General features: G+C 43.8%; 4 protein-coding genes and 1 pseudogene. All 5 read left to right on the forward strand.

Features of this window, described 5'->3' with window-relative positions:
• Positions 1-348 precede the first annotated feature (348 nt).
• The gene (locus tag V2H45_RS25300; protein WP_330486469.1) at positions 349-1,488 is read left to right on the forward strand and encodes a hypothetical protein; all 1,140 of its coding nucleotides are present in this window, start codon (positions 349-351) and stop codon (positions 1,486-1,488) included.
• Positions 1,489-1,542: 54 nt separating this feature from the next.
• On the forward strand, positions 1,543-1,878 hold the full coding sequence (locus V2H45_RS25305) for a 2Fe-2S iron-sulfur cluster-binding protein (RefSeq protein WP_330486470.1): 336 nt from the start codon (positions 1,543-1,545) through the stop codon (positions 1,876-1,878).
• A gap of 246 nt (positions 1,879-2,124) precedes the next feature.
• Positions 2,125-3,327, forward strand: coding sequence for an MFS transporter (locus V2H45_RS25310; RefSeq protein ID WP_330486471.1), 1,203 nt, complete (start codon positions 2,125-2,127; stop codon positions 3,325-3,327).
• Positions 3,328-3,434: 107 nt separating this feature from the next.
• Positions 3,435-3,593, forward strand: a pseudogene (locus V2H45_RS25315) (LLM class flavin-dependent oxidoreductase); the annotation flags it as partial.
• Positions 3,583-3,775, forward strand: a 193-nt coding sequence (locus tag V2H45_RS25320; RefSeq protein WP_330486473.1) for a hypothetical protein, incomplete at its 3' end; no start/stop codon positions are given. The pseudogene V2H45_RS25315 and the gene V2H45_RS25320, both read left to right, overlap by 11 nt.

Below are 3,775 nucleotides of genomic sequence, written 5' to 3' on the forward strand. Positions count from 1 at the left end.
TCTCTCTTTTTATTTTCGTTTTTCGTCTCTGACTGATTTTTAGAGGTGCCCAGAACATATTCCCTAGTGGTACCATCAAAATTTCAGGGGTAATTCCGAATCGGAAGCATTAGCTTGATTGTCAGGGTGGTTTTTATCTAGTAACTGAGCTGCAATAGATTCTGGCAATTTGGAAGTTGTAATGCCAAATATAGAATTCTTTTATGCTGAGATCGTACAACGATAAACTAGGAAAAGGCAAAATCAAAGTGGGCTCAAACTCATAAATTGTTCCTACGATTCTCAACACGTAGTCACCAAATTGGTTACGATAATCACATAGTAAAAAACTTAAACGGCTATTTATCGATGAAATGGAAGTTGTCGAGTCTAATCGGAATCTTGGCGGCAGTATGCATCCCACTGGGAATCGCGATCGCTTTGCTAGTTGCTTCGCCTGCTAGTGCTAACTCCCCGCCACCACCGTTTATGAACTGGTTCAGTCTCACCTATCCATCTGGGCAGACAACCCTACAGGGTTTGCAGATTGTAGACTGTAGTACGGCTACCTGCGAGAAGCCCGTTTTGCTAATTCAATACGGTGAATGTCGCGATACAGGTTGTCTGACTTCCCCTGCGATTTTTGCTCAAAGGGGCGATCGCTTTGACTGCTTTGACGATCGCTGTTTGTGGCTTGGCAGTGCTTTAGATTCGTTTCCCATCAATGCCCCCCAACAAAAGGATGAGCCCAAGAAATGGTTTAGATTGATCGGACAATTTGCCGATCGCTTGCGTCTCAGCGCACCAATCCTGAAAGGAGAAACTACATCTTTTCCCATGAACGGGGTCTGGCAAGTAGAAGTCACAAGTGATTCCATGCAGATGGCACAGAAGAAAGGGATAATTTCCTATTCTGCTTTATCCCCCTTTCAAGAATATAGCAATCGCATGTTTTGGAGCAGTTGGTTGCTTACGATTCTTTTGGAATTACTAGTAGCATGGCTTTTTTTATGGTGGCGCAAAGCATCTCAACAAACGCTCTCTAGAACCTTGGTCGCGATCGCCATGGTCAATCTATTTAGCTATCCAGTAGTCTGGATATTTTTCCCTTCTTTAGAACCCTTCCAATCTGTTTTTTCTCGCTACTTTGGTATTAGTTCCTTGGCGATCGCGATGCTCTATGGGCTGATGATGCATGTTGAATCTAAAGTCTCTTCTAGAAAGCTAATTTTTGACTCGTTCATTATTCTCATTGGTGCGAATATCATTGGCTTCTTTGTCGCGCTTTGTTTTGGCTACGGCAGGTGGGAGCCAATTGTTGAGGGAATTCCCTATCGCTTTACCTTGCCAGCCTCTGAGATTTTTGCAGTGGTCTATGAAGCATGGGTGATTGCGACGCTTAGTCTTGGGCAGTTATCTTTTAAGCAAGCTGGGCTTCTCAGTTTGCTCACCAATGCCACCAGTTTGCTTTTAGGTGTGATTCTCTTTAGCTTTACGTCCAATCTCTAAACCAATTAAAGGGTATGCTCTAAGCAGTAGATTTTTAGTGATTTTCGTAGGGGTATGACATCTTACCAAGTTCGATTGATCAACGAAGCGATCGCCCTCGATCGCACGATTTCAGTCCCAGATAGCGAGTATATTTTGGACATGGCGATCGAGGCTGGCATAAAACTCCCCTATAGCTGCAAAAAAGGAACTTGTTCTGCCTGCATTGCCAAACTCGTCAGTGGGGAAGTCGATCAAACCGAACAAAGTTTCTTAAGCGCCACCGAAATCGCCGCAGGTTATACGGTTACCTGTGTTGCCTATCCTCTATCTGACTGCATTCTGCACACCCATCAAGAAGGACTTCTCTATCAGTCATCTCTATATTTTAAATCCAATCCACCTGAATAATAGAGTGCAGTCTAGTACGACAGCTAATCTAGCGTAATGCCTAAGAAAATCTTTAGATTGCGATTAAGTTTACGTCAAATGTTATATCCGAATCACACATCCAAAACCTCCGAGTTTGCGTGCGATCGCTAATGCTAAAATTCCTGTAAATCTGAACCCATGACGACCAGTCTTTTTGAGAAGGCGATTTTTGTGGATTTGTTTTGATAATTATCTCAGGCAGCCTGTAGGGGCAGATGCATTTGCATGAATCGCAATTTTTGGATTATCGCGCTAATTTCTTTCATTAACTCGCTTAGCTTTACAATTCTGATTCCCGTTCTGTATCTTTACGGCAGACAATTTCACCTCGATGATTTTCAGACCAGCTTGTTGTTTGCGATTTATTCAATCTCACAATTTTTTGCCACACCTGTTATTGGGAAATTTTCCGATCGCTTTGGGCGCAAACCCTTACTTATCCTGAGCTTGGGCGGAACGGTTCTGGCAAATTTGCTCGCAGGGACAGCCACGACTGCTTGGGTCTTATTTCTAGCGCGATTTCTGGATGGAATTACAGGCGGCAATGCTGCGGTCGCTCAAGCCGTAATTTCTGATGTGTCTACGCCGCAAAACCGCGCCAGAGCCTTTGGGATTAACGGCGCAGCTTTTGGCTTAGGCTTTATCCTCGGCCCTGTTGTGAGTTTGCTTGCCCAGAAATTCGCCCGTTATACGCCCTTAGGCGAGTCGTTCGGTGCTTCTTTTTTGGTATCGGGCGCGATCGCGGCGATCGCGCTTTTTTTGACAATTTTTTATCTGCCTGAGACCCTGCAAACCAAGGCAAAAAAAGCTGAAAACATCTTTGATATCGGCTTAGGAAATCTAATTGATGGTCTATTTATGCCTAAAATTGGGATCTTGCTGGCGATCAATTTTTTAACTGGGATGACCTTTACGCTTTTTACTTTTGCTTTTCAGCCCTACTTCCTCACGATTCTGAAGCAAAATAGCGATGCCCTAACCCTGATGTTTGTGACGTTTGGTACGCTTGCTGTATTCATGCAAACATGGGGACTGACAAGACTTACGCGCCGATTCCCACTAGTGCAAATTCTGTTTTTGGGTCTATTCGTGCGCAGTCTTTCGTTCGTTTTGATGCCGATCTGGGAAAATCTTTTCTATTTTGTAGCTGTCTGCCTTCTTTTTTCACTGTTTAACTCGATCGTCCAACCCACCATCAGCGCGTTGATTTCACTGAATGCCAAGCCAGAAGAACAAGGTACGGTTTTGGGTTTAAATTCTTCCTATCTCAGCGTATCGAATGCTTTTGGTCCTGTAATTGCTGGCTTGGTTGTCAACCAAAACAATCCTCAGTCCTATGGATATCCACTCTATTTAGCCGGCATCTGCACGTTTCTCGTATTGATTTTTGCCTTTCTAAAGCGCAAGAGTTACGCTGTGAAAAGGTAGAATGCGAACATATTAGTGGTGGTCGTGCGGGTTGGAACATTGTCACCACTACCAATCCGAATGTAATGCCTAACTTTGGGTTGGAAGAAGAACTAGAACATAACGAGATCGTGTTTCCTTTTCTGCCTGAAGGGTTCGATGATTTTGTGGACAAGGTGGTTCCAGGACTTCAGAAACATGGAATCTTCCGTAAAGAGTATGAGGGCAAAACCCTTCGCGAAAATCTTGGACTTTCCCGTCCTGTCAACCGCTTCTTTGAGAATTGAACTAGCTTGCTTAGTTCCATTAGGAATTGGTTTTGGAATCGAGCGATCGGTCGAGTTAACCAGCATTTGTCTGTATAACTCACCAATACTTCGGACAGTTTTAGAAAATAGAGAAAAAAAGCCATTCATCGGCCAATTCAAGGATGAAATGCAACGGGGTCTGATGAAGCAAAGAATACTTC

This window comes from Tumidithrix elongata BACA0141 (assembly GCF_036349135.1).
GTDB lineage: Bacteria > Cyanobacteriota > Cyanobacteriia > Pseudanabaenales > Pseudanabaenaceae > Tumidithrix > Tumidithrix elongata.

What these genes read in the sequence shown, in the direction of transcription:
- V2H45_RS25300 (WP_330486469.1), top strand. Translation starts at nt 349, where the DNA reads ATGAAATGGAAGTTGTCGAGTCTAATCGGAATCTTGGCGGCAGTATGC.
- V2H45_RS25305 (WP_330486470.1), top strand. Translation starts at nt 1,543, where the DNA reads ATGACATCTTACCAAGTTCGATTGATCAACGAAGCGATCGCCCTCGAT.
- V2H45_RS25310 (WP_330486471.1), top strand. Translation starts at nt 2,125, where the DNA reads ATGAATCGCAATTTTTGGATTATCGCGCTAATTTCTTTCATTAACTCG.